The sequence below is a fragment of the Pseudomonas sp. Leaf434 genome (assembly GCF_001425545.1).
Taxonomy (GTDB): Bacteria; Pseudomonadota; Gammaproteobacteria; order Pseudomonadales; family Pseudomonadaceae; genus Aquipseudomonas; species Aquipseudomonas siliginis.
On sequence record NZ_LMQZ01000008.1, the window covers coordinates 165,191 to 190,706 of the forward strand.

General features: G+C 58.6%; 17 protein-coding genes. 11 read left to right on the forward strand and 6 right to left on the reverse strand.

All coding sequences use genetic code 11. The features are described 5' to 3' along the window. Positions 1 to 71: 71 nt before the first annotated feature. Positions 72 to 887 carry a sulfite exporter TauE/SafE family protein gene (locus ASG55_RS15580; protein WP_056788038.1) on the forward strand — a complete coding sequence of 272 codons (816 nt, stop codon included), beginning with the start codon at positions 72 to 74 and terminating at the stop codon, positions 885 to 887. A gap of 77 nt (positions 888 to 964) precedes the next feature. Beyond that, positions 965 to 1,654 (forward strand): DUF6933 domain-containing protein, encoded by a 690-nt coding sequence (locus ASG55_RS15585; protein ID WP_056788040.1) that lies wholly within the window; start codon positions 965 to 967, stop codon positions 1,652 to 1,654. Between the two features lie 3 nt (positions 1,655 to 1,657). Here the strand turns inward: ASG55_RS15585 and ASG55_RS15590 are convergent, their stop codons facing one another. After that, complete coding sequence (locus ASG55_RS15590; protein ID WP_056788042.1) at positions 1,658 to 2,644, reverse strand: hypothetical protein; 987 nt, start codon at positions 2,642 to 2,644, stop codon at positions 1,658 to 1,660. Positions 2,645 to 2,832: 188 nt separating this feature from the next. On the opposite strand from ASG55_RS15590, the gene ASG55_RS15595 reads away from it, so the two are divergent. Then, positions 2,833 to 3,930, forward strand: a complete 1,098-nt coding sequence (locus ASG55_RS15595; RefSeq protein ID WP_056788045.1) for an HNH endonuclease — start codon at positions 2,833 to 2,835, stop codon at positions 3,928 to 3,930. Between the two features lie 136 nt (positions 3,931 to 4,066). Here the strand turns inward: ASG55_RS15595 and ASG55_RS15600 are convergent, their stop codons facing one another. The 4 genes from ASG55_RS15600 to ASG55_RS15610 form a co-directional block, all read right to left on the reverse strand. Next, a complete protein-coding gene (locus ASG55_RS15600; protein WP_056788046.1) occupies positions 4,067 to 4,600 on the reverse strand; it encodes a BRO-N domain-containing protein in 534 nt (177 codons plus the stop codon). Between the two features lie 309 nt (positions 4,601 to 4,909). Further along, positions 4,910 to 5,200, reverse strand: a complete 291-nt coding sequence (locus tag ASG55_RS26405) for a hypothetical protein (RefSeq protein WP_082530304.1) — start codon at positions 5,198 to 5,200, stop codon at positions 4,910 to 4,912. Between the two features lie 437 nt (positions 5,201 to 5,637). Continuing rightward, positions 5,638 to 6,888, reverse strand: coding sequence for a ribonucleotide-diphosphate reductase subunit beta (locus ASG55_RS15605; RefSeq protein ID WP_016773579.1), 1,251 nt, complete (start codon positions 6,886 to 6,888; stop codon positions 5,638 to 5,640). Between the two features lie 550 nt (positions 6,889 to 7,438). Next, positions 7,439 to 7,699 carry a DUF2790 domain-containing protein gene (locus tag ASG55_RS15610; protein WP_007912695.1) on the reverse strand — a complete coding sequence of 87 codons (261 nt, stop codon included), beginning with the start codon at positions 7,697 to 7,699 and terminating at the stop codon, positions 7,439 to 7,441. Between the two features lie 442 nt (positions 7,700 to 8,141). On the opposite strand from ASG55_RS15610, the gene acs reads away from it, so the two are divergent. The 7 genes from acs to argR all read left to right on the forward strand — a co-directional run bounded on the left by acs (position 8,142) and on the right by argR (position 16,176). Further along, positions 8,142 to 10,097 (forward strand): acetate--CoA ligase, encoded by a 1,956-nt coding sequence (gene acs, locus ASG55_RS15615; RefSeq protein ID WP_056788049.1) that lies wholly within the window; start codon positions 8,142 to 8,144, stop codon positions 10,095 to 10,097. A gap of 693 nt (positions 10,098 to 10,790) precedes the next feature. Then, complete coding sequence (locus ASG55_RS15620) at positions 10,791 to 11,564, forward strand: ABC transporter substrate-binding protein (RefSeq protein WP_041479236.1); 774 nt, start codon at positions 10,791 to 10,793, stop codon at positions 11,562 to 11,564. Positions 11,565 to 11,655: 91 nt separating this feature from the next. Beyond that, positions 11,656 to 12,345 carry an ABC transporter permease gene (locus ASG55_RS15625; RefSeq protein WP_016773583.1) on the forward strand — a complete coding sequence of 230 codons (690 nt, stop codon included), beginning with the start codon at positions 11,656 to 11,658 and terminating at the stop codon, positions 12,343 to 12,345. Then, the gene (locus ASG55_RS15630; protein WP_024014019.1) at positions 12,342 to 13,040 is read left to right on the forward strand and encodes an ABC transporter permease; all 699 of its coding nucleotides are present in this window, start codon (positions 12,342 to 12,344) and stop codon (positions 13,038 to 13,040) included. The genes ASG55_RS15625 and ASG55_RS15630 overlap by 4 nt, the downstream gene beginning before the upstream one ends. 1 nt (position 13,041) lies before the next feature. Continuing rightward, complete coding sequence (locus ASG55_RS15635) at positions 13,042 to 14,154, forward strand: succinylglutamate desuccinylase/aspartoacylase family protein (protein ID WP_056788052.1); 1,113 nt, start codon at positions 13,042 to 13,044, stop codon at positions 14,152 to 14,154. Positions 14,155 to 14,181: 27 nt separating this feature from the next. Beyond that, complete coding sequence (locus ASG55_RS15640; RefSeq protein ID WP_007912705.1) at positions 14,182 to 14,946, forward strand: ABC transporter ATP-binding protein; 765 nt, start codon at positions 14,182 to 14,184, stop codon at positions 14,944 to 14,946. Positions 14,947 to 15,195: 249 nt separating this feature from the next. Then, on the forward strand, positions 15,196 to 16,176 hold the full coding sequence (gene argR / locus ASG55_RS15645) for a transcriptional regulator ArgR (protein WP_024014018.1): 981 nt from the start codon (positions 15,196 to 15,198) through the stop codon (positions 16,174 to 16,176). 14 nt (positions 16,177 to 16,190) lie between these two features. Here the strand turns inward: argR and ASG55_RS15650 are convergent, their stop codons facing one another. Beyond that, positions 16,191 to 23,954 carry a dermonecrotic toxin domain-containing protein gene (locus ASG55_RS15650; RefSeq protein WP_056788053.1) on the reverse strand — a complete coding sequence of 2,588 codons (7,764 nt, stop codon included), beginning with the start codon at positions 23,952 to 23,954 and terminating at the stop codon, positions 16,191 to 16,193. Positions 23,955 to 24,258: 304 nt separating this feature from the next. Here ASG55_RS15650 and ASG55_RS15655 point away from each other — a divergent pair, with 304 nt between their 5' ends. Continuing rightward, on the forward strand, positions 24,259 to 25,479 hold the full coding sequence (locus tag ASG55_RS15655; RefSeq protein ID WP_016773586.1) for an aspartate aminotransferase family protein: 1,221 nt from the start codon (positions 24,259 to 24,261) through the stop codon (positions 25,477 to 25,479). Positions 25,480 to 25,516: the final 37 nt, after the last annotated feature.

The window sequence follows — 25,516 nt, forward strand, 5'->3', positions numbered from 1 at the left end:
GCCCAACTACTGAAGCCGGCCAGTGCATCACGCTCTAATGTCCTGGGCTCCCCCGATCCTGGACGCCCACCATGTTCTACCTCCTGCTTACGCTGTTCGGTTGCCTCACCGGCATCAGCGCCGTGCTCTTCGGTTTCGGCGGCGGCTTCGTCATCGTGCCGCTGCTCTACCGCATGCTCACCGCCAGCCACGCAGCAGACGACCCCATCGCGCAATCGGCCATGCACATCGCCGTGGCCACCTCGACCTGCGTGATGATCGTCAACGCCCTGATCGCCACACGCAAACACCAACGCGCCGGCAATCTGCTCCGGGACTACCTCTGGCCATTGGGCGGGTTTATCGGCGTGGGCGCGGTCGTCGGCGCCATCGCTGCGATGTGGGTCAGCGGCCAAGTGATTCGCTACGCCTTCATCGCCTACCTGGGCGTGACCATCGTCGATTGCCTGCTGCGTCGCGGATTTCTCACCCAGTCCCAGACGACAATCCCACGGCGACTGACCTCAACAGAAACATCCGCCGGCGGCGTAGGCATCGGCGCCATCGCGACGTTTCTCGGTGTAGGAGGAAGCGTCATGACCGTGCCGCTGCTACGCCGTTGCGGGCTGAGCATGTCGCAAGCGACCTCCATGGCCAACCCGCTCAGCTTGCCGGTAGCGCTGGCCGGCACACTGACGTACATGGCGCTGGCCGGGTTCACTGAGTCTGATCTGGGAGTTTGGTATATCGGGTATGTCGATGTGCTGGCGTTTGCGCTGCTGACGGTTGGTTCGTTGCTGGGGATCAGATTGGCTGCGCGGTGGATAGGGCGGATACCGGATCGGCTGCATGCCTGGATCTATATTGGTTTGCTGATCGTGGTGCTGCTGAGCATTTCGCTCAAATGAATCGTTGATTGGCGCAGGCGAAAGAAATCAGAATCAGAGGCAGAGCGTTGTCCTCCAGTCTTCAGCAGAGAACCACGATGTTGATCTTCAATTGCACCGAAGCCGCCAGTAAGTTTTTCAGCCGTGTCCATAAAGGCAAAACGATCACGCCGGTGGACACCAAACCGCCGTCATCAGTTATTGAGGATGATGAGCTGAACGGCGCGGACGAACAGTGGTTGGTTCATGCGATCACTGTGCAGCGCAAACATGCGTTGTTGGTCCTGCACATCAAAACCCGCTATTGCGTGATCCTGGCCGATGCCAAAAAGGCCGACGCCGAAGGGTTTGTAGCGTGGTTTAACGAGCGTTGGCGCGAAGGTCTGATCCGCGATGCAATCAATCATGACCTCATGCAATGGGTTGATGCGGGGACAATGACCGATCGTCTCGAGCTGAGTCGCGAGTATCGTTTTTATCGCCGTGGCCATCGCAGCGCACAAAAGCACATCGAACAAGTCGCCTGGTTTTTCGAGGATTGCGCGGCAGAGTGGGGCTGTTTGCCCCAAGGCGAACGTGCAGCTATCGGTTTCGATGCGCGGATGAACTCGCAAATTCGAAACACCAAGGACCGAGAAGATTACTTTCGCCCTGATGAAGAAATGCTCGCTCATTGGCTGCGCCAGTATTGCGGAGTGGAAGATCTGGGCGTTCAGGCTGCAGTTGAGCGACGCAGGGAGGCGGAGCGGGAGATTCGAGCGTTTGAAGAAGGGGCACGCATCAACTGAGCGTCATTCCAACCCCGGCGCTTCACGAATAATGAAGTGATCCAGGTTCTCGATATTGGCATTGAAGACCTCGAAAGGCTTTTCGGGGTTTTTCTTGCCGGGCACCTGCTTCAACTCCGGCGTTACGCCATAGAAGAAACAGAACAACGCCTTGTCGCTATCCACCGCGTGCTTGATCTCTTCCAGAAACGCCTTGCGCTTGCGGTAGTTGTCGATCAGCTTCTTGTTCAGATAAACGCTGACCGGATACGGCTTTTTCTTGTTGTCTTCGGGCTTCTTGAACCAGACCTTGTCCTCGAAATCGATACGAAAACTGGCACTGTGGAAGTCCTCGATCTTCTTGATCCGCCCCCAGTAGATCAGCCCCTTGTTGTCCGTCAGATACTCGATCTTCTTGAAGAACGAACTATACGGCGCCGTATGCTCACCAATCTTCAACGGCATGCGCTTGAGCAAATCCTTGTCGGCGAAGTTGGAAACAAAACACTCCACCGGATGCGCAAACACACTGGTCTTGTCCGGCGCCGACTCACGACCCGCCGACTCTTTACCACTGTCCGCCGCCGCCCGCACCGGATCATCGCGCAACACATCCGCCGCCCCCGCTGGCGCGACAGGCTTGCGCACATACTCACGCCGGGTCAGCAACAACTCTGATGGGAAGTGTTCCTCACGCCCGTCATCCACCTCGCTATCCGCCGTCTCAACGCCAGACGCTGAAGCCTTCAAACTCACATACGGACAACCCGCCACATGCTGCGTAGTGGGTAGATTCTTGAAGTGCGGCGTGCGAACGTAATTCACATTCTTGGCGTTGAACGTCCCCAACTCGTTGGAAGCCTCGAACGCCGCACGACAGGCATCGTTGGGGCACTGGAAGTGTTCCTTCGCGGAATCGAAGGCCACCGTCTCATCGAAATTGAGATCGCGAACATCATAGATCGACAACTTGTCGTCGAGGCTGAGGCAGTAGGCGAGATCGAATTTCATGGTGGGGCTCGGATCCTTGAGGAGAAGATGGCGCGTTAAGACGAGTAAACGAGTTAGGGGGAGCACGCCGATATTAAAGGCGACGGCTGGAAATAGTGGCTCTTTGCTCTGTAATGTATTGAAACCCTTTTGGAGTTTGGCGACTATAGGAATTTTCCTACAGCCATTGACTACAAAGGGCGGCACTCGTGGTGATCAAAGCGGTCTCGAAGGAACGAATAGGCAGCGCGATGCTGGAGTTTGATCACAAATTTCGGAGTAGGCCTGAGTGGCAAGGCTGGGAAAAAAACCAATCGCATCGTTATGCCATTGACGCGGGCGGGGTCCTGTATCCAGCGAAGAAAATTGTCTCTTTGGCGACTGGCATTGCGGTAGGCGATTTTTCGGGTGGGCATCCGACCAACAGTTACCTTAAGAAGCGAGGCTTCACTATTGTGGAGTTACCTCGTGAAGAAGGTGAGCTTTTGTTGCAGTTCACGCCAGGGGTTGTTTATGACCGAAAAACTGAAATCAATGGGCCGTTCGGTGGTAGTCGCCAAAGTGGCATTGCAGCGTCAGCTATCTATCCAGTGATTTTTTTGTTTACTGGCGATAGCGGTGAACAATACGGTTATGCAGATCGTTGGGACGACGGCGCATACCTTTACACGGGTGAAGGACAGCGAGGTGCGATGACTTTGACTCGTGGCAACCGCGCCATTGCTGAGCATGCCGTGGACGGCCGAGCACTGCATTTGTTTAAGTCACTCGGCAAAGGTAAAGGCTGCGCTTATGTAGGTGAATTTTCTTGTGCAGATATGTTCACGCGGATTCAACCTGATGTAACTGGCCAGGATCGTGCGGCTATTGTTTTTCGAATAGTCCCAGTCGGTATTTCTGGCGGAACGATTGAAGTTGGTGACGAGTACGAGGACAAGGCTGACCTTCCCGAGTCTCTGGCTGCTGCGCGGCTGGTCGCGGTGGCTGCGTGTAAGCTTAGCAGTGATGGATTCGGGCAATCCGCCCCCCGTAAGATTTATCAGCGTAGCCGGAAGGTCTCGTTCTACGTATTGATGCGTGCTCAGGGAATATGCGAAAGCTGTGAGATGCCTGCTCCATTCTTGAAGAAAGATGGCACACCCTATTTAGAACCTCATCATGTGAATAGGCTCTCCGATGGTGGTTTAGACCACCCACGGTATGTGGCAGCTGTATGTCCAAGTTGTCACCGGGAAATTCATTCTGGGGTGCATGGCGCATTGGTGAATCAGAGATTGAAGCTTCGGTTGGAAGCAATTGAAGGTTGAATATTCCAATCACGGTTGTTCTTTTTCCTACCCATACGATCGCCGAGGGTGCGAACCCTCGGTCGATATTGAATGGCTGTTATGAACTGCTTATGAAGAGTCGTGGGGCTCGAAAATGCTCCTATAAACACGTCATCTAGCCCATTGAGCGCTTCGAAGATTGGAACGCCTGAGCAACTCGTCGCCACCAAGGTCGAATCGTAGTTGCTCTCCGCTGCGTCTGATCATTTAACAGGTGCGGCATATCCCGTAGCCGAATCCAGCCCTCATCCTGCCAATGCAGCAAACTCAACGACATCTCCGGCCAATCCAACAAGCTCAACATTGGCCGATTTGAATCTCCCGAATCCGCAGCGTCACGCAAGGTCGGCACGACCTCGTTGGTAAGCCATTCACGCAATAACCGATTTCCCGGAACGTAGTGATAGACCAACAGCGCATAAACCCCCGACTCACTGAGCATCAGATGCTGTTCAGGTTCTCGAAAGTACTCAATCCACATAACGCGGCGCTGGTCGCTATCTAGCTTGTTGACCACCCGATCATTCAGATGGAAACCCATCAAGCGGCCGACATCGCGGGCGGAGAACCATGGCTGGTTCTCTAATAGAAGGGCATGCAGAAAAAGATTGTGGCGAGAGAAAACAGTTACCGAGCATGGATCCGACATATCTATGACCTCTACGTTATGGATTTTGGGCGGGCCTGACCCCAACGTAGAGCGGACTTAAGAAATCCCAACGAGCAGAGCAGTTGTGTCACCGGCGAATTACGCGTCTGTGTCACTGACCAAGCTTTCTACGTTGGGCGTTTCTTAGGCACCTGCGCTAGAGCTTAGTAGTGCTCGTATTAGGCTTCAATGGGAAGCGGCTGTAAGTGCTGTAGGAGATTTAGAGCGCTGATGTAGGGATGTAATTATTTTCAGGAACTTTAAAAGCCCTGATCAGATCAGGGCTTTTTTCTTTTACTTATTGAAACGTCAGAGCTCCGCGAAAATGTGAGTCATGTGGCTATCCCCCCGACGATAACCTGGTCGAGGAGTATGGAACGTAGCGCCAGATGTTTTCAGGTCTGATATTTTATTGAGCTCGCACAGATCCCATTCGTGGCCTGGAGTTACATGGCCGCCATGGGTTTGAAAGCAACGGATTACTTCTTTTCCAGTGCGAGAAAGACCAACGGCATGTGGTTCAACTACCCGTGGAATACCGCTGTATGTGAACGTTAAAACTTGATAGTTGCTGATTGCATCAATAATTGTCTGCTTCATAGGAATTACTCTGTACGTGATTATAGAACGGGACAGTTGCCTGTCCCGCACGGTTAGGCTTTCACAAAAAAACAGAAAGGACGCCCGTCTTTGCGAAAGACGTCTTTTCCGCTACGCCAGTGCTTGAAACTCATACAGAAAACAGCTCTGTATCCTGGCGGTGCCACCGGATAATCGTTCATGACGAATTCTCCGACGTGAGGCCGTTGTAACCGTCCGAAAGATGTCTATAATCACGTCGCGCATTTTCCCAATGCATCGTGATCTGAGTTCTTCCAGTCACGGCCCGCACCCTCGGGCTTCTGTTCAATGGTGCGGTCAAGACCCGCAGCAATCGTTGGCGCGATTGCTGCGGGTTTCTTGTTTCTGCCTTCTGAATAACAGCCTTTTGATATTTTTATGGCCCTGCTGCAATTGGAGCAGCAGGGCCATATCAATCAATCCCAGCTCAACGCCCCACCAGTTTGGTATTCGATCACGCGCGTCTCAAAGAAATTCTTCTCTTTCTTCAAGTCCATAATCTCGCTCATCCAAGGGAACGGGTTAGTCGTGCCTGGATATTCCTCTTTCAAACCAATCTGCGACAAACGACGGTTAGCGATGAACTTCAGGTAGTCCTCCATCATCGCCGCGTTCATGCCCAGTACGCCGCGAGGCATGGTGTCGCGGGCGTATTCGATCTCCAGCTGGGTGCCCTGCAGGATCATCTGGGTCGCTTCTTCCTTCATTTCGGCATCCCACAGGTGTGGGTTTTCGATTTTGATCTGGTTGATCACGTCGATGCCGAAGTTCAGGTGCATGGATTCGTCGCGCAGGATGTATTGGAACTGCTCGGCGACGCCGGTCATTTTGTTGCGGCGGCCCATGGAGAGGATTTGGGTGAAGCCGCAGTAGAAGAAGATGCCTTCCAGAACGCAGTAGTAGGCGATCAGGTTGCGCAGCAACTCTTTGTCGGTTTCCGGGGTGCCGGTTTCGAACTTTGGATCGGAGATCGAGCGGGTGTACTTCAGGCCCCAGGCTGCTTTCTTCGCGACCGATGGGATCTCGTGGTACATGTTGAAGATTTCGCCTTCATCCATGGCCAGCGATTCGATGCAGTACTGGTAGGCGTGGGTGTGGATCGCTTCTTCGAACGCCTGGCGCAGGATGTACTGGCGGCATTCCGGGTTGGTGATCAGGCGGTACACGGCCAGGACCAGGTTGTTGGCAACCAGGGAGTCGGCGGTGGAGAAGAAGCCGAGGTTGCGCATGACGATGCGGCGCTCGTCGTCGGTCAGGCCTTCCGGGTTTTTCCAGAGGGCAATGTCGGCGGTCATGTTGACTTCTTGCGGCATCCAGTGGTTTGCGCAACCGTCCAGATACTTCTGCCAGGCCCAGTCGTACTTGAAAGGTACGAGTTGGTTGAGGTCGGCGCGGCAGTTGATCATGCGCTTTTCGTCAACGGCGACACGGGCGGAGGCGCCTTCGAGTTCGGCGAGGCCTTCGGCGACGTCGAGGGAGTTCAGTGCAGCCTTGGCGCGGGCCACGGCGGCCGAGTCGTCGGCGGTGACGGCGCGGGCTTCCAGCGCTGCGGCACCGCCGGCGTTGTCGAGGCGGTCCATGTTGGCTTCGCTTGCGTGGCCGGCGTTGGCGCCTTTCACGGTTGCGACTTCACTGTCTTCTTTATCGAATTCGTCCCAGCTCAGCATGACGTGTCGTCTCCTGCGTGAGGGCTTGTGCCCGTGTGAAACCTGAAGGGTTGGTTTTTCACACGGCCAAACAAGCCGCGTTGGATGTCGTTTTTTGCAGCGCTGCACGCAGGCAAATAAACAGAAATTTTGACGGGTTCCGAGAGCCTCTGATGGGCGCAATCAGCGTATGGCACTGTTGCGGGGCTTCAGAATGGCTTTTGCTCCCTGTAAGGGAATATTGCTGACCCGTATGGGGCGGCATTATAGGGAAATTTTTACCGGCGTGGTGCGGCGAATCGGCTCATGGCGAGGCCGAGGAGGCGGTGGATTTCGGTCCGACCGAGGGATTACAGGGCTTTGCGCGGAATCGGCCCCGGCAGATTTTTTTTCGTTAATTTTTTGCCAGGTGGTTTTTTGTTTAAAAAATAGCCAGAAAAGCGGGTTTTTCACTATATCTAGTGTTTTGCAAGCGTTTTTCACGGCTCCAGACACAACTGAGCCCGACCGTAGCCGGGCTGGAATCGACCCTCAATGTAGCGCTGAGCGATCCGATTCGGTGCAGTCTGGTTCAGTTCGTGCAGCCGTTGCCCATGATGCTGTAGCGCAGGATGTGGCGTTGGCCTTTGGAGTCGTCGTATTCCATTTTTGCCGGTACTACTTCGCAGACATTTGGCACTTCGCTCATCGATACAACTTTGGCGATGTCCAGATGTGTGGAGTAAGTGTATTCCTCGATTACCGGTTGTTGCTGTGCGACATCAGTCGGGACCTCGTCTGCCATGGCGGTTGCGCACAGACTGCTGAGGGCCAGAACCAATAAAGCTTTCATTTCTAATTCACCTTTTTGAGGTCGAGTGGGGTCACGCAACCTTTTTAGGGTTGCGTGTGGAGCTTGAGTATTTGATGCGTTACTTGGAGAGCTGGATTAACGGCCTTCGTGGGGGCTGTAACGTTGTTAATCGCGGTTGCCTTGTTGGCGAGGTGAATTTTAGGGTGGTGGGGCCGGGGTAAACAGAGCGGGTTTTGATAAACACTTTTGGCATATTTGGTAACAATCCCCCAAACACCCCATTCCCTGTAGGAGCTGCCGAAGGCTGCGATCTTTTGACTTTGATCTTGAAAACAGATCAAAAGATCGCAGCCTTCGGCAGCTCCTACAGGGGCGCGTGCGCAGGGGGAGGGTTGTTACTACCATCGTCGAATGGTTCTATGGGGCCCACCCGGCTACAACAGGGTCATACAAAAACAACTATTACACCGAGGTAGGAAAGATGAGTGCGGCTTCTCTGTATCCCGTTCGTCCCGAGGTTCTGGCTAACACGCTGACTGACGAGGCGACCTACAAAGCCATGTACCAGCAGTCGGTCGTCAACCCTGACGGCTTCTGGCGCGAGCAAGCCAAGCGTCTGGACTGGATCAAGCCTTTCACCACGGTGAAGCAGACGTCGTTCGACGATCACCATGTCGACATCAAGTGGTTTGCCGACGGCACCCTGAACGTTTCCTACAACTGCCTCGACCGCCATCTGGCTGAGCGCGGCGATCAAGTCGCGATCATCTGGGAAGGTGACGATCCTTCCGAGAGCCGCAACATCACTTACCGCGAACTGCACGAACAAGTGTGCAAACTCGCCAACGCCCTGCGGGGTCAGGACGTGCACCGTGGCGATGTGGTGACCATTTACATGCCGATGATTCCCGAAGCCGTGGTCGCCATGCTGGCCTGCACCCGGATCGGCGCGATTCACTCGGTGGTGTTCGGCGGTTTCTCGCCGGAAGCCCTGGCCGGTCGCATCATCGACTGCAAATCGAAAGTGGTGATCACCGCTGACGAGGGTATTCGCGCCGGCAAGAAGATTTCCCTCAAGGCCAACGTCGACGACGCGCTGACCAACCCGGAAACCAGCAGCATCCAGAAGGTCATCGTGTGCAAGCGCACCGGTGGCGACATCAAGTGGAACCAGCATCGCGACATCTGGTACGAAGACCTGATGAAGGTCGCGGGCACCGTTTGCGCGCCGAAAGAGATGGGCGCCGAAGAAGCGTTGTTCATCCTTTATACCTCCGGCTCCACCGGCAAGCCGAAGGGCGTGCAGCACACCACCGGCGGTTATCTGCTGTATGCGGCAATGACCCACGAGCGCGTGTTCGACTACCGTCCGGGCGAAATCTACTGGTGCACCGCCGACGTCGGCTGGGTCACCGGCCACAGTTACATCGTCTACGGCCCGCTGGCCAATGGCGCGACCACCGTGCTGTTCGAAGGTGTGCCGAACTACCCGGACATCACCCGGGTGGCGAAGATCATCGACAAGCACAAGGTCAACATCCTCTACACCGCGCCGACCGCGATCCGCGCGATGATGGCTTCGGGTCAGGCGGCGGTTGAAGGCGCCGATGGCAGCAGCCTGCGTCTGCTCGGTTCGGTGGGCGAGCCGATCAACCCGGAAGCCTGGGACTGGTACTACAAGAATGTCGGCAAGTCGCGTTGCCCGATCGTCGATACCTGGTGGCAGACCGAAACCGGCGGCAACATGATGAGCCCGCTGCCGGGTGCCCACGCGCTGAAGCCGGGTTCGGCGGCGCGTCCGTTCTTCGGTGTGGTGCCGGCGCTGGTCGACAACCTCGGCAACATCATTGAGGGCGAGGCTGAAGGCAATCTGGTGATTCTCGATTCGTGGCCGGGTCAGGCGCGTACGCTGTACGGCGATCATGATCGTTTCGTCGATACCTACTTCAAGACCTTCCGTGGCATGTACTTCACCGGTGACGGCGCGCGTCGCGATGCCGATGGTTACTACTGGATCACCGGGCGTGTGGACGACGTGCTCAACGTTTCCGGCCACCGCATGGGTACCGCCGAAATCGAAAGCGCGATGGTCGCGCATCCGAAGGTGGCCGAAGCTGCGGTGGTGGGTGTGCCGCATGACATCAAGGGGCAGGGCATCTATGTCTATGTGACCTTGAAGAACGGCGAGGAGCCGACCGAGCAGTTGCGCCTGGAGCTGAAGAACTGGGTGCGCAAGGAGATCGGCCCGATTGCTTCGCCGGACGTGATCCAGTGGGCGCCGGGGCTGCCGAAGACCCGTTCGGGCAAGATCATGCGCCGCATCCTGCGCAAGATCGCCACGGCGGAATACGACGGGCTGGGCGATATCTCGACCCTGGCGGATCCGGGTGTGGTGCAGCATTTGATTGATACGCACAAGACCATGAATGTTGCTTAAGCGTTAGAAGCATAGGAGCCCTGTCCGGTAATGCCGGGCGGGGCTTTTTTATGGCTGTGAGGTTTGTGGTAGCTGGGAGGGCCTCTTCGCGAGCAGGCTCGCTCCCACAAGGAAGCGGGCGCATTTCAAATGTGGGAGCGAGCCTGCTCGCGAAGGCAATCTGTAAGACACCGCAGTAATCAGCTGTAGGAAACCGCAACACCCAACCAATAATTATCGATCTCCCCCGTCAGACCTTTCCCGCTGTTACCCGCCACAACCCAATGTGTAACCGCCCGCGCCAAACCGGGGCGAAGGGAAACGCGGTGCGCCGTTTTAGAGCCTCCAAAGCCCTGCTGAAAAATAAGACATAACGCTGCGCTTGCCGGATTAGAAGGGTTTACGAATAATAGGCCCGCAACTTGCAATATGTATCGGTTCACTGTCTTTCGCTCTTGCATGAAATTGCAGGGCTGTCAATGAGCTCAAACCGCTTTCTCGGTGCATCTGTAATTAGTTGTCGCATTGAAGAAATATCGGCTTCGGGCCTGTCGTTAGAATGCCGATCACTCGCTCATCGTGGCTGACGTTGAAATCGCCTGCGGTTCCAATGGGAAATTTCCGCCGATGCGCAACCGATTTCCGATTCACCCATTCGCATATTGGGCTGTCGCTCACTCTGCCGTTTTTGCCCTTTACCGATGGAGTCCCAAGATGAAGAAACTTGTGCTGCTTGGCGCCCTGGCACTGTCCGTGCTGTCGATGAATGCCTTCGCTGACGAAAAACCGCTGAAGATCGGTATCGAAGCGGCTTACCCTCCGTTCGCTTCGAAAGCACCGGACGGCAGCATCGTCGGTTTCGACTACGACATCGGCAACGCGCTGTGCGAAGAGATGAAGGTCAAGTGCGTGTGGGTCGAGCAAGAGTTCGACGGTCTGATCCCGGCTCTCAAAGTGCGCAAGATCGACGCGATCCTGTCGTCGATGTCGATCACCGAAGATCGCAAGAAGTCGGTCGACTTCACCAACAAGTACTACAACACCCCGGCGCGTCTGGTCATGAAGGCCGGCACTCAGGTCAGCGAAGGTCTGGCTGAACTGAAGGGCAAGAACATCGGCGTACAGCGTGGCTCGATCCACGAGCGTTTCGCCCGCGAAGTTCTCGCTCCACTGGGCGCCGAGATCAAGCCGTACGGCTCGCAGAACGAAATCTACCTCGACGTGGCTGCCGGTCGCCTCGACGGTACCGTGGCTGACGCTACCCTGCTCGACGACGGCTTCCTGAAAACCGACGCCGGCAAAGGCTTCGCGTTCGTCGGCCCGGCCTTCACCGACGTCAAATACTTCGGCGACGGCGTAGGTATCGCGGTGCGCAAGGGCGACGCCCTGAAAGACAAGATCAACACTGCCATCGCGGCCATCCGCGAGAACGGCAAATACAAGGCAATCCAGGACAAGTACTTCGCCTTCGATATCTACGGCAAGTAACACGTCTCTGCGACAAGTCCGAAATGGCGCAAGCAACAGAATCTCTGCGGTTTGCGCCATTTTTTCATCCCAACTTTCGAGGACCTGAATCATGTTGAAAGGCTACGGGGCTGTCATCCTCGATGGCGCATGGCTGACGCTTCAGCTCGCCTTGTCGTCCATGGCTCTGGCCATCGTTCTCGGGCTGATCGGTGTCGCGTTGCGCCTGTCGCCGGTGCGCTGGCTGGCGTGGCTGGGCGATCTGTATTCGACGGTGATCCGCGGCATTCCCGACCTGGTACTGATCCTGCTGATCTTCTACGGCGGTCAGGACTTGCTGAATCGCGTTGCGCCGATGCTCGGCTATGACGACTACATCGACCTGAACCCGCTGGCCGCCGGTATCGGCACCCTCGGTTTCATCTTCGGTGCGTACCTCTCGGAAACCTTCCGTGGCGCGTTCATGGCGATCCCCAAGGGCCAGGCCGAAGCGGGCATGGCGTACGGCATGAGCAGTTTTCAGGTGTTCTTCCGGGTGATGGTGCCGCAGATGATTCGTCTGGCGATTCCCGGCTTCACCAACAACTGGCTGGTACTGACCAAGGCCACCGCGCTGATCTCCGTGGTCGGTCTGCAAGACATGATGTTCAAGGCCAAGCAGGCGGCGGATGCCACGCGCGAGCCTTTCACCTTCTTCCTCGCAGTGGCGGCGATGTACCTGGTGATCACCAGTGTTTCGTTGCTGGCATTGCGTCACCTTGAGAAGCGCTACTCGGTAGGCGTAAGGGCGGCTGATCTATGATCTTCGACTACAACGTCATCTGGGAGGCACTGCCGCTGTACTTCAGCGGCCTGCTGACCACCCTCAAACTGCTCGCGCTGTCGCTGTTCTTCGGTTTGCTCGCGGCGTTGCCGCTGGGGCTGATGCGCGTCTCGAAAAACCCGTTCGTCAATGGCGCCGCGTGGCTGTACACCTACGTGATTCGCGGCACGCCGATGCTGGTTCAGCTGTTCCTGATCTACTACGGTCTGGCCCAGTTCGAAGCGGTACGCGAAAGCTTCCTGTGGCCGTGGCTGTCCAGCGCAACGTTCTGTGCCTGCCTGGCTTTTGCCGTGAACACCAGCGCCTATACCGCGGAAATTATCGCCGGCAGCCTGAAGGCCACGCCGAACGGTGAGATCGAAGCGGCCAAGGCCATGGGCATGTCGCGCTTCAAGCTGTACAAGCGCATCCTGCTGCCGTCGGCCCTGCGCCGGGCGCTGCCGCAGTACAGCAACGAAGTGATCATGATGCTGCAGACCACCAGTCTGGCGTCGATCGTGACCCTGATCGACATCACTGGCGCGGCACGTACCGTCAACGCGCAGTTCTACCTGCCGTTCGAGGCGTACATCACTGCCGGCGTGTTCTACCTGTGCCTGACCTTCATTCTGGTCAAGCTGTTCAAACTGGCCGAGCGTCGCTGGTTGAGCTACCTCGCGCCACGGAAGCACTGATATGCAACGCATCGACCACGTATTGCCGTGGAGCCACCTGGGCAGCGAGCGCAAGGTTTCGGTTTTCCGGTTCGGTGAGGGCGAGCGCAAGGCCTACATCCAGGCCAGCCTGCACGCCGATGAACTGCCGGGCATGCGCACCGCCTGGGAGCTGAAAAAGCGCCTCGGCGAACTCGAAGCCCAAGGCTTGCTCAACGGCGTGATCGAGCTGGTGCCGGTGGCCAATCCGATCGGCCTCGGGCAATTGCTGCAAGGCAATTTCCAGGGCCGTTTCGAGGCGGGCAGCGGCAAGAATTTCAATCGTGATTTCGTCGAGCTCAGCGCGCCGGTCGCGGCGGCGCTGGGCGAAAAACTCGGTGATGATCCCCATGCCAACGTGCGCCTGATCCGTCAGGCAATGGCCGACCACCTGGCCGGATTGCCTGAAGCAAGCAGCCAGTTGCAAGGCATGCAACGTGTGCTGCTCAGCCACGCCTGCACCGCCGATGTGGTGCTGGATCTGCACTGCGATGCCGAAGCCGCGCTGCACATGTATGCGCTGCCGCAGCACTGGCCGCAGTGGCGTTCGCTGTCGGCACACCTGAACGTCAAGGTAGGTTTGCTCGCGGAAGATTCCGGCGGCAGCTCGTTCGATGAAGCCTGCTCGTTGCCATGGCTGCGCCTGTCGCGGCAGTTCCCCGAGGCGCAGATTCCGCTGGCGTGTCTGGCGACGACGATCGAGCTGGGCGGGCAGGCCGACACCGGCCGCGTCGAAGCCGAGGCTTATGCTGAAGGCATTCTGGCGTTCCTTGCCGAGCAAGGTCTGATCACCGGCGAGTGGCCGGACCCGGCCTTCGAACCGTGCGAAGGCATGCCCTTCGAAGGCACCGAATTGTTGTTCGCACCGCACCCCGGTGTGGTGAGTTTTTCCCGCAGGCCTGGCGAATGGGTCGAGGCGGGCGATGAGATTTTTCAAGTGATCGACCCTGTGTCCGATCGGGTCAGCACGGTATGTGCTGGTACGTCCGGGGTGCTGTTTGCCATTGAACGGCTGCGCTATGCCCAACCCGGTTTCTGGCTGGCCAAGGTGGCGGGGCGCGAAGCGCTGCGTCACGGGCGCTTGCTCAACGACTGACTGACTGTTTTTGTGAGAACCGACCGCATGTACAAACTTGAAGTCCAAGACCTGCATAAACGCTATGGCAGTCACGAAGTGCTCAAGGGCGTGTCCCTGAAAGCCGCCGCCGGCGATGTGATCAGCATCATCGGCTCCAGTGGCTCCGGCAAAAGTACTTTCCTGCGTTGCATCAACCTGCTCGAGCAGCCGCACGCCGGCAAGATCCTGCTCAACAACGAAGAGCTGAAACTGGTGGCGAACAAGGATGGCGCGCTGAAAGCCGCTGATCCAAAACAGCTGCAACGCATGCGTTCGCGCCTGTCGATGGTGTTCCAGCATTTCAATCTGTGGTCGCACATGACCGCGATTGAAAACATCATGGAGGCACCGGTGCACGTGCTCGGCGTACCCAAGTACGAAGCGCGCGAAAAAGCCGAGTACTACCTGAACAAGGTTGGCGTGGCCCATCGCAAAGACGCGTTCCCGGGGCACATGTCCGGTGGCGAACAGCAGCGTGTGGCTATTGCCCGTGCGTTGGCGATGGAGCCGGAGGTGATGCTGTTCGACGAACCGACCTCGGCCCTTGACCCGGAACTGGTCGGCGACGTGCTGAAAGTCATGCAGGCGCTGGCGCAGGAAGGCCGCACCATGGTCGTGGTGACCCACGAAATGGGCTTCGCCCGTGAAGTGTCGAACCAGCTGGTGTTCCTGCACAAAGGCGTCGTCGAAGAAAGCGGCAACCCGCGCGAAGTGCTGGTCAACCCGCAGTCGGAGCGCTTGCAGCAGTTTCTGTCGGGCAGCCTGAAATAAATCAGGGCTGCCGTTGTGCACCAGATTAGGTCATGCTTCGCGACCTTCTGGCTGGCTCAGATCCCTGTGGGAGCGAGCCTGCTCGCGAAAGCGGTACAACAGCCAGCAATTATGTTGACTGGTACACCGCCTTCGCGAGCAGGCTCGCTCCCACATTCTGATCTTCACCGGTTTCAGGATTTGTGTTCATTTCCGGGCTAGCATTGGCCCATGCCTTCATCACCGTTGTTCGTTTCGGATTGCCCGCCCATGACTGCCCATCGAATTGGTTTCCTGATTTGGCCCAGCACTAAAGCGTTGACGCTGGCGCTGGCGGAGGAGGCCTTGCGTGTTGCGCAGCGGGTGCACCCGGACGTGGTTTACGAACTGTCGTTCTTGCAGGCCGAGCCGCAGAGCGAAGGTGCCTGGCAATTGCCCGGCGAGCCGTGGGCCGGCAAGCTCGAGAATTTCCAGAAACTGTTCCTGCTCGCTGACGAGCCACCGACCACGCTCGCGCCGGCGCTGAGCAGTGCGCTCAAGCAACTGGTGCGTGCCGGTTGCGTGATCGGTGGTCTGTCGGCCGGTGTCTATCCGCTGGCCCAGCTCGGTTTGCTCGACGGTTATCGCGCCGCCGTGCACTGGCGCTGGCAGGACGATTTCGCTGAGCGCTTCCCGAAAGTCATCGCCACCAGTCATCTGTTCGACTGGGATCGCGATCGTCTGACCGCCTGCGGTGGCATGTCGGTGCTCGACCTGCTGCTGGCGGTGCTGGCCCGCGATCACGGCGCGGAACTGGCCGGTGCGGTGTCGGAAGAACTGGTCGTTGAGCGCATCCGCGAGGGCGGTGAGCGTCAGCGCATCCCGTTGCAGAATCGCCTCGGCTCCAGCCATCCGAAGCTCACCCAAGCGGTGTTGCTGATGGAAGCCAACATCGAAGAGCCGCTGACCACCGACGAAATCGCCCAGCACGTGTGCGTATCCCGTCGACAGCTGGAGCGGATCTTCAAGCAATACCTCAACCGCGTGCCGAGCCAGTACTACCTGGAACTGCGCCTGAACAAGGCCCGGCAGATGTTGATGCAGACCAGCAAGTCGATCATCCAGATCGGCCTCTCGTGCGGCTTCTCCTCGGGGCCGCATTTCTCCAGCGCCTATCGCAACTTCTTCGGTGCCACGCCGCGCGAAGATCGCAACCAGCGGCGCAGCAGCAGCCCGTTCGAATTGTCGTCAGTGCCGCCGGAGCGTGGCTGAGCGCGGATCGACCCTCAATCGGTTTCCATGCCGCCGGAGAAGTCATGGAAATCCTCAATCGTCTGATACGCGGTGTCGTTGCTCGACTGTTGCTCCAGCAGGCGCAATTGATACGCCGCCTCATACCGCTGCAGGCGCTGCAAACTTTCGGCAGTCAGCGGGTTGTCGCTGAAGTCGTATTCGGTCAGCACGTCGCCGGGCTGTAAAGGAAACTCGCCCGGCAACTCGGTGATCGCGTTTCCGGACAAGTCGGCGTACATCAATCGAGGCAGTTCGAGCAGGCCGTCAGGCACCTTGCTCAAGGCACAGTTGCCCAGACGCACATCGGTCATCTGCGGGAAATGACTCAGATCCGGAGCGACGTTGAGCGGATTGTCGCTCAGGTCCACCGAACTCAGGTTTCTCAGCGTTGCGAATGCTTCTGCGGTCTGCGCAGTCAACGTGATCTCACAGCCCGGCAGATACAGGCTGCGCAGCCTTTCCATGGCGAAAATCGGGGCGGGAATCTCGCCCAGCGGATAATTGCGGATGTCGATGCCTTTGAGCTTCGGGAACAGCTCCAGCAGACGATCGATCCGAGGCGCAGCGGACGCTGTGGTGGTCAGTTTCAGTTGTTCGATGTGGTCGAAACGCGCGGTCAGCGGCGGCAGCTCACCGGTAAACGACAACTCGCAGCTGACCCTTGGCCCTGTCAGGAACGAGGGCGCACGGCGCAGGTCGTCTTCGAGGTTTTGCCTGAAGTGCTGGCGGTTGAGTCTTTCCCTGGCTGCCGCTTCGGTCGCAAGCGGCATCTGCGTGTCAGTATCGTTGGGAGTCTCGTTGGCCCAGCTATCCAGGCGTTCGAGCAGGCTGGTGAGTTCGGTTTTGCGGCGCATCAGCTCAACACGTCCATCGGCCAGCGTGCCCGCAAGCTTGTAGACCAGATCGTTGGCATCGAAGCCGAACAGCGATGGATAAAGGCTTTGCGCCAGATCGATGTCTTGCTGTTGGACCCAGACACCGAAGTTGTCAGCCTTGGCCTGGAATGCGGCCTTGATCCGTTCTCTGGAAGCAACCGACAACGGGTTGCCGCCCAGTTCAATGCCGCGATCGGAATACTGCGTCAGTTGCGCCGGCAATTCGCTGATGTTGTTGTCGCTCAGCAACGCGACTTCCAGGTGCGGCAGCTGTTCCAGCCCGGCGGGAACACTATCGATGCCGGTGTTGATCAGGTCGATGAACGTCAGGTTCTGCAGGGTCGATAGATCGGGCGTCACCTGCAGAGGGTTGCTATACAAGTCCAGAGATTTCAATCGGGTCATCGTGGACAGGATCGCTTGTCCGGCAGGATCCAGAGTGATCTGGCACTTGCTCAGCATCAATCTCTCAAGCAACGGCAGGCTTGGCAACGATTGGGGTATCCGGCCCAAGGCGAAATCCTGCAGTTCCAGTCCGCGCAGGCCGCTGAAGCTTCGGAAAAACCCATCGGGAATGTTCAGCCCCGGATTGCCCTGAAGGTTGAGATGCGTGATGTGGCTGAAGTCAGCGGTCAGTTCCGGCAATTCGCCGGTGAATGTCGCATCGGCTTCGAAAGTATTGAACCGCAGGGCTGAGTTTTCGTTTTGCCGGCCGCGCCAGAGTTTCTCAAGGTCGCTGCTGAATCTTTGTCTGGCGGCGAGTTCTGCAAATCTTTCCGGCGCAGTCCAGGGCAGCTCTGTCGAAGGGTTGTTGACCGGCAAGCGCGCGCTCCATGTGTTGAGATCACTGGTCATGCGGGCGATTTCCGCCTCCCATCTGATCAGTTGCGCCGTGCCGGTCTGTAATGTCCCGGGCAGGCGATAAATCATGTTGATCGCAGCGTTTTCGCCCAGTCGCGGGAACAGTCTCTGCGCCATGGCAATGTCAGCCGATGCCGGCTTGATCCGGAAGTTGCGCCCTTGTGCGGCGTAGTAGCGCTTGACGCGGTCGCGGGCATTCATGGACAGAGGATTGTCGTTCAGATAGACGCTGTCGGCCCGCTCGGGATGCAAACTGAAAACAGCGTCGGGCAGCACGGTTATCTGGTTGTTATTGAGATGGAGCTCTCGCAGCAGCGGATGCTCGGCGATGCCCTTCGGCACGCTCGTCAGTTCGCTATGGCCGAGCGAGAAGTTCGTCACCTTGGGCAGGATTGTCAGGTCTGGCGCGTTTGTCAGTGGGTTATGGCTCAGATGGAGCAACCGCAACTCGGGCAGCGCGCCAAGTACCTGCTGCCCGGCAGGGGTAAGCGTCAGCGCGCAGTCATTGAGTTTGAGCTCTTTGAGATAGTGCAGACGGCTGACGAATGAAGGGATGTCATAGAGTGTGAAAGCTTTCAGTTCCAACATCTGAAGATTCGGGAACAAGGCAGCGAACGGCTCCAGTCCCGCGATCGTCACGTTGCCCGCCAGCTTGAGGCTGGTAACGTGATCGAAGTTGACCGTCAGGCGCGGCATTTCGCCGAGGAACTTGAGGTCTGCCGCGAAAGAAGTCGTGCGCCTGCCGGTACCCATCGATCTTTCGCCCCAGAAATCCTTTATCAATTGCTTGAAGTCCGAGCGTGCGGATCGTTGCGCCAAACGCTCGCTTGCGCTCAAGGCCTGACCGGTAACCGGGTGCGCAGACGGCGTTGCCAAGGCCCAGCGGGTCAGGTCATCGCGCATCTGTTGCTGTTCTGCTTGCCAGCGAAGCAGCTGTTGGCGACCGTCGGCCAGGTCGCCGGGCAAGTCGTAAATCATCTCGCTGGCCTCTTGCTTGTTCAAACCGGGAAACAACTGCCGGGCGAGGCTCACGTCGGGCTCGGCCGCCAATACGTCGAAGTCGTTGCGATGGAGGCGGTAGTAGTTTTTGATCTGGTCGCGGGTGGCGGCCGATAGCGGGTTGTCGGCAAGGTCAATGCCGTCACTGCGCTCGGCGGGGAGGTCGAACAGCGCCTCGGGCAGTTGCGTGATGCGGTTGCCTGCGAGCACTGCGGTTCGCAACCCCGGATGGCTGGCCAGTCCTTCGGGAACGACGGTCAGCCCGCAGTTGGACAGATCGAGATAGATCAATTCGGGCAACAAATTCAGGTCGGGGAACGTAGCCAACGGATTGTCGCTCAGGTCCAGTGAGTCGAGGCTGCCAAGTGACAGCAGCGCAGCCTGATTTTCCGGGGTCATGACCACGCCACAATTTTTCAGCTCCAGATCGCTCAGTTGAGGCAGTTTTGCTTCGCCCAGCGCAAGCGGTCCCAGTTCGAAACCGTTCATTTTCAGCTTGGCAAGGTTGGGGAAGCACTCCACGAAGCGCAGGGCAGCGGTGCTATTGGCGGTGCCGGTGAGGTTCAGCTGCGTCGCGCGCTCGAGACCGGCGCTGAGTATCGGCATATCCCCACTGAACGTCGCCGTTGCCCTGAGTTCTTCAAGGCGCGGGTACAGGGGCGGGCTGCGCCAGAATTGCTCGATCTGTTGCGCAAAGGATCGCCGGGCCTCCAGTTCGCGGGTTTGCGCCTCGAGGGGAAGACGTTCCCCCGACTCAGAGGCGGTCACGGTGGCCTGGTTGATCCATTGACTGAGTTCGAGATTCAGCACGCCGAGTTCATTTTCCCAGCGGGACAACTGTGCGCCGCACTCCGCCAATGGCCCGGGCAATCGGTACAACACCTGTGTTGCGCCTTCCGTGTCGAGGGATGGAAACAAGGCGATGGTGCGTTGCAGATCTTCCTGCACGGGCCGGACGCCGAAGTGCCTTCCGGTGTGCTCGTAGAACACTTTTACCCGCTCGCGAGAAGCCGCCGTCAACGGATTATCGGCGAAGGTATAACCATCGCTGAGGGAGCTTGCCAGGTTGAAAAAACTGTCCGGTATCCGCGTGATGCGGTTGCGATCGAATTGCGCCGAAATCAGGCGCGGATGATCCAGCAGATCGTCGGGCACCGTGTGAATGCCGGTATCCGACAGGTTCACGTAGCGCAATGAAGGCAGTGTGTGCAGGTCCGGAGGCAGGCCCAGCGCATTGCCTTGCAGATCGAGCAGGGTGAGCTGCGGCATGGCCGCGAGCACTGACTCTGTGACCGTCGTCAGACTGATCCGACAATTGCGTAAGCGCAATTCGCGCAGCGAGCGCATCGAAGTCAGTGCTTGCGGCAGGCTCGACAGATTGAGATTGCGCGCATCGATATTCTGCAACTGGCTGAAGGACTGCAGAAAGCTGTCGACGGAGGTGGTCATCGGGCTGCCATCAATGGCGAGCGAGGTGATATGACTGAAGTCTGCTGACAACACGGGCAAGTCGCCCATCACCGCAGGTGTAAGGCGCAAGGCGTATCCGGCGGCAAAGCCCTGGTGATTGATACCCGTGACGTGCTCCCGTCTCCAGGCTTTGAGCAATTGCTCCCGTAGCAGCCTGCGATTCTGGATTTCGGCGCGCTTCTCCAGCGAGGTGAGCGCCGTGCCGGTTTCCGGGTGCACGGCGGGCGGATTGTTGGCCCAGACATGCAGTTCGTTCTGCAATTGCAGGTAGTCATTTTGCAAACGAAGCATTTCGGCGCGCGGGCCTGCGGGACTGCTTCGCATGCTTTCGGCGAGGAAGCGCACTTCATGGTTCGACATGCGTGGATAGAGCACCCGGATGTCTTCTTCGAGGGTGTGCGGCTGGTAAGCGGGGCGTGGCGGACGCGGAGCATGGGCGTAACCGTCGGTACCGAGCAGGCGCAGGGTGTCGATAGCCGGCGCTCGGGACGGCGCATCGGCAATCACCTGACGCCACTCGTTGCGCTCGAGCGTGCGTTCACGAATGGCCGCCTTCAGCGCCTGACCCTGGCCGATCCGCATGTCCAGGCTCTGGCGCTCGCTGTCGGGCAATGCGTACAACAGGCTGGAATAGAAATCAGCGAACGAATGCAGCTGCTGCCCACGATCGTCATAAGGTTGGTATTGGCCATCGTCGCGGCGAACCAGCACCTTGTATTCGGGCGCATCGTCACGGCCGATCGTGTCCAGTAACCGGCCCTCGTAGCGCCCGCCGCGGATTTCGATGCGTACATCGCCGCTCCAGCCCGGCAACAATTTGAGGCTGTGCAGCGCCAGAGAGTCAGAGTCGGAATTGCTCACCGAGGCCAGCTCAAGGCCTTCATACGCGCGGGTAACGCGCACCTCGTCACTGGCCATCTGCATGAGTGCCTGCTGGCGCGGGGGCAATCGTCCTTCGCTGATCTGCAACAGTTCGCTGCCGGTCGCGGTATCGAGCAGTTCGCGGGTAATGCTGGCCGGCAATTGCGGAGGGTGAATCTTGAGTCGTGCAGCCAGCGGGTCGTCGAGGTGCTGGAGGGCTTGATAGCGCGACTCGAACAGCGCGCTGGTGTTGCGTCTGGCGAGGTCGGCCAGTTGTTTGCGCAGGTTGTGGCTGCGGACCTCGATGGACGGCGTCGGTCCCGCGAAGGGCTCGTCCAGCAAGGTTTTGATCTGCGTCTCGTCGAGGGCTTGGAGCAGGGTTTTGAGCACGTCGCCACCGGCCAGTTCACCCTGGCGCAGTTCGGTCACGGGCAGGCTTGCGTCAGTAGACGACTGCCACAGTTGCTCGCCTTGGCGATCGAGCAGACGCAGGCACTGGTCGCCTGGCCAGCGGCCGTATTCGCTGAGCACCTGCAGCTGCGTGACCGGGTCGGCGCGCAAGAAAACTTCAGCGTCAGCGCTGTCGAGCTGGTCGATGAAGCGTTGCAACTGCTGATCAATCTTGAAGCGCTGGATGCTGTCGGCCAGCAGAGGCGGAACGCTTTCCTGCTCGACATGCATTTTGCGCAACGCGTCTTCGCTGGTTCCGCTGATCTGCAGCACGGTTTCGCGCTCGCTCGCGGACAAGCTCTCGACCGCAGGGCCGATACGGCGCAGCGCGGTTGCGCCATCCCATTCCAGCGGTTGCTCGAGTTCAGTGTGCCAGGCACCTTCGCCATTGTGGCGCAGCACCGGTTGGTATGCGTCGGGGCGACTCGGATGTTCGATGCGGTACTGCCCCGGCACCTGACTTTCCGTGACCGCAAAGTGCGCGTCCTCCAAGGGCAGCAGAAGCTTGTCCTCATGCGCATGCAAACCCAGGGCATCGGGTTGCGAATCGGCAGTCGGGCGCTGCGGATGTTTGTAGCGTTCGAGATCCGGTTGCCAGTAGCGGATGTCACCATTGGCCAGTTGTACCGGTTTGAAGCGGTCGATGAACGCCACGATTTCCTTGGGCAATACCTTGCGGAACTCGGCCGCGCCAATCGCACCGCCGACGGCGAACATGCCCAGCTGGATCATCGATTCCACGGTTCCCATCAGGTGTTCGACCGCCTCGGTCGTGCGCCCCTGCGCCCACTCGACAATGCCTTCGAATACTTCATCGAGCATCTGATAGGCCATGTACGCCATCATCGCTTCACCGAGCACCGGCACGAAGGGCGCGACGATCATTGCGGCGGTCTGGGCGATGGAAGAGAGGATGTTGACCAGCGAATCCCAGAACGCCCAGCGCGCCCTTTGATCGACCAACGCAGTCGGTACGGCAATGGTTCGGGCGTCATTGAAGATCTTGTTCAGTTTTGCCTGGTACAGGTGTTGCCACACATCGTCGTAAAACGGCGCCAGCGCAGTCTGCAGATCGGGCCGCTCCACTGCGGCTTCGCGCCACGCCGGCCGAGGGTCGCCGGGTTCGTGCGGGTGCCAGCGGATTTCACTCAGCCGGCTGTTGAGGGTGCTGAAGAAAAAGCCGCGCTGGTCGTGATTGACGAAGCGGCTGAAGAACTGCTGATAGTCCCTGGAGCGCAACTTGCGCGTCAGTTCCACGACCATTTCCAATGGCGAGGCGTACTCCTTGAACGGATGTTCGCGGTCATCCGGGACGTAGGCGACGACGCGCGCTGCATTGCGTGTCATGTACAGGTCCGGGGCGAATACCACGATGCCGGTGAGCGGTGCGCAAAGCATCGTCATGTCATGACACAGCAGCGGGGCGCCGTGCACATGCAGGCCTTTCACACCGTCGAGCATGGCTTCGATCAGGCGTACCGCGTTTTCCGACACGTCGCGGTTCATCCGCGCCCATTGCAGGGCCGATTTCATCGCGGCCTTCTGGCTGGCGTCGATCTTGCCGCGCAAGACCGACGCGACCATCGGATCGGAGTAGCCCAGATTGTCTTCCAGACTGGCTTTGTATTTCGCGCCGATATCCAGTCGACGGCACAGTTTTGTGAATGCGGAAATGCTCAGTTTCGCCTTGATCTCGGGCAGGGTTTCAAACTGCCCTGTGGCCGAGGGGGCGCTAGTGAATGTCGACTCGGCTTCGAAGGCGTCGTCTTCGGTTTCCCTTTCTTCGAAGTTATGCAGTGCCGCCTCAAGCAGTGACACGGACCAGGCGCGGGCGCCGGTGCGGATCGGAAACCATGGGGTGGTGGCAGGAATGTACAGGCGCACGTAGGTGTTTCTGACATCCAGTTCCAGATCGAAGCAGCTTTTCAGCTCGGCCTTGAGCAGGGGCTCGGCGAAGGCCGCAGCGTCCTGTAAGTGCTCAAGGCTCTTGTCGACCCGGCTCTGCGCGGTGATATGCGCCGCCCCAAGGCTTTTCATCAACGCGTGCTGTTCGGCTGGCGCGACCTTGAGCGCGGCCGGCTGTTGCGGGACGCTGTTCTTCAGCGCTTCGCGCCGCGTGGCTGAGGTGTCGCCCAGCCAGGCCGGAATCGCGTTTTTCAGTGTTTGGTAATGCTCGTCCGCATGTTGCGCGTCATGTGCGGCATCCGGGGTTGCCGATGGGGGTGCTTCAGACAAATGCATGGCCATTCCTTGGCGTTGGGAAGAACCCTCAGCAAATCAGCGGCAAGCGACCACCGTGCGGTAGATATTTATGTCTCTGCCGTGGGGGCTGACTTGGTATCCTGCGCGGCCTGCCGCAAATCGGCCGCGCCCGGTAAACTGCGCCTTTGCGACGCTATATGTCGCATTGCCGTAAACCCGGGAAAATCCGGGGTTTGCGCTATAAGAAGTTGTCGCTTGGCGACAAGGCCGGGCACCCAACTGTCCTTACAATCCCCTCATCGCTCGCCAGTTCCAGGCGGGTGTTCCTCTTCAGGAGACTCCGATGTCCGTTGAGCACGCTGCGGTACAACGCGCCGATTTCGACCAGGTAATGGTTCCCAACTACGCGCCTGCCGCTTTCATTCCGGTGCGTGGCGCCGGTTCCCGGGTCTGGGATCAGGCCGGCCGTGAGCTGATCGACTTCGCCGGCGGGATTGCCGTCAACGTTTTGGGCCACGCGCATCCGGCGCTGGTCGGCGCGTTGACCGAACAGGCGAACAAGCTGTGGCACGTGTCCAACGTGTTCACCAACGAACCGGCCCTGCGTCTGGCGCACAAGCTGATCGACGCCACGTTTGCCGAGCGCGTGTTCTTCTGCAACTCCGGCGCCGAAGCCAACGAGGCCGCGTTCAAGCTGGCCCGTCGCGTCGCATTCGACCGTTTCGGCACCGAGAAATACGAAATCATCGCCGCGCTGAACAGCTTCCACGGCCGTACCCTGTTCACCGTCAACGTCGGTGGCCAGTCGAAGTACTCCGACGGTTTCGGCCCGAAAATCACTGGCATCACCCACGTTCCCTACAACGATCTGGCCGCGCTGAAAGCCGCGGTGTCCGAGAAGACCTGCGCGGTCGTGCTGGAACCGATCCAGGGCGAGGGCGGCGTACTGCCGGCCGAGCTGGCTTACCTGCAAGGTGCCCGCGAACTCTGCGATGCGAACAACGCGCTGCTGGTGTTCGACGAAGTGCAGACCGGCATGGGCCGCAGCGGCAAGCTGTTCGCCTACCAGCATTACGGCGTGACCCCGGACATCCTCACCAGCGCCAAGAGCCTGGGCGGTGGTTTCCCGATCGCGGCAATGATGACCACCGAAGCGCTGGCCAAACATCTGGTCGTCGGCACCCACGGCACCACTTACGGCGGCAACCCGCTGGCCTGCGCCGTCGCCGAAGCGGTGATCGACGTGGTCAACACCCCTGAGGTGCTGAACGGCGTGAACGCCAAGCACGACAAGTTCAAGACCCGCCTGCAACAGATCGGCGAGAAATACGGCCTGTTCACTCAGGTGCGTGGTCTCGGTCTGCTGATCGGTTGCGTGCTGAGCGAAGCGTGGAAAGGCAAGGCCAAGGACATCTTCAACGCCGCCGAACAGGAAGGCCTGATGATTCTCCAGGCTGGCCCGGACGTGATCCGTTTCGCCCCGAGCCTGGTGGTGGAAGACGCCGATATCGACGCCGGTCTCGACCGCTTCGAACGTGCTGCAGCGAAGTTGACGCAAGCCTGATGGACCTTTCGGCGCCTGGAGTTTTTCCGGCGCCGAA